Annotated in this window: 1 protein-coding gene; it reads right to left on the bottom strand. The window is 65.7% G+C overall.

Going from position 1 to position 1,202, the window contains the following annotated elements; all coding sequences use genetic code 11:
- Window positions 1-28: 28 nt before the first annotated feature.
- Window positions 29-1,140, bottom strand: a protein-coding gene (locus ACFQ4G_RS21860; RefSeq protein WP_238209306.1) for an IS3 family transposase whose coding sequence is annotated in 2 segments (ribosomal slippage) — window positions 29-885 and window positions 885-1,140 — 1,113 coding nt in all. Because the reading frame shifts where the segments join, the coding sequence is not laid out codon by codon here.
- Between the last annotated feature and the right edge of the window lie 62 nt (window positions 1,141-1,202).

Consider the following 1,202-nt stretch of genomic DNA (forward strand, 5'->3'; position numbering starts at 1 on the left):
TCTGACCTTGCCCCCTGTTTGCCCCCGCTCATAACCAGAGTCCGTTCTGGTTCTGGTCCTGTCGGGACCGGGTTGCAAACGCGTTCGGGGTGAGCCCGCCGAGGCTCGTATGAGGGCGACAGGTGTTGTAGTCGACCCGCCACGTCTCGATGATGGTCCGGGCCGCCGGCAGGCTCCGGAACAGATGCTCGTTCAGGCACTCGTCGCGCAAGCGCCCGTTGAGGCTCTCGACGAAGCCGTTCTGTTGCGGCTTGCCGGGCGCGATGTAGTGCCATTCGACTACACGCTCTTCCTGCCAGCGCAGGATGGCGTGCGAGGTCAACTCGGTCCCGTTGTCCGAGACGATCATCAGCGGCTTGCCCCGGCCCGCGATGATCTGGTCGAGTTCACGCGCGACCCGCCGCCCGGACAGCGAGGTGTCGACCACCAGCGCCAGGCACTCCCGCGTGCAGTCATCGACTACGACGAGGATGCGGAAGCTCCGCCCATCGTCGAGCGTATCGGAAACGAAGTCGAGGCTCCAGCGCTGGTTCGGCTCTTGGGGCACGGCGGCCGGCGCTCGTGTGCCAAGGGCCCGCTTGCGACCTCCGCGCCTGCGCACCGACAGCCGCTCCTCCCGATAAAGCCGAAACAGCTTCTTGTGATTGAGCGTGAGGCCCTCCCGCCGCAGCAGGATCAGGAGACGCCGGTAGCCGAAGCGACGGCGCTCGCCGGCCAGGCTGCGCAGGCGTACCCGCACGGCCGCATCGTCACCGCAGGTCGAGGCGTAGCGGTACGTCTTCGGCTCCAACCCGATCAGCCCGCAGGCACGACGCTGCGAGTAGCCCTTCTCCTCAATGGCCCAGCTCACGACCGTTCTCCGTGCGCTGGGCGTCAGAAGTTTTTTCCTAGCGCCTCGCGCAGCGTGGCCACGTCGAGCATCGCCTCGGCCAGGAGCTTCTTGAGCTTACGGTTCTCCTCGTCGAGCGCCTTCAGACGGCGCGCGTCCGAGACTTCCATGCCGCCGAAGCGCGAGCGCCACGTGTAAAACGTCGCGTCGCTGATGCCGTGGCGGCGGCAGATCTCAGCGACCGGCAAACCAGCCTGCTGCTCCTTCAGGATGCCGATGATCTGCTCTTCACTGAACCGGCTCTTCTTCATCGTCCGTCTCCTGATCGACGGACCCTAGCTTCAGAACGAGGGCAATCCAGGGGGCAAGGTCA

It is taken from the genome of Methylobacterium marchantiae, from assembly GCF_042679825.1.
Lineage (GTDB): Bacteria > Pseudomonadota > Alphaproteobacteria > Rhizobiales > Beijerinckiaceae > Methylobacterium > Methylobacterium marchantiae.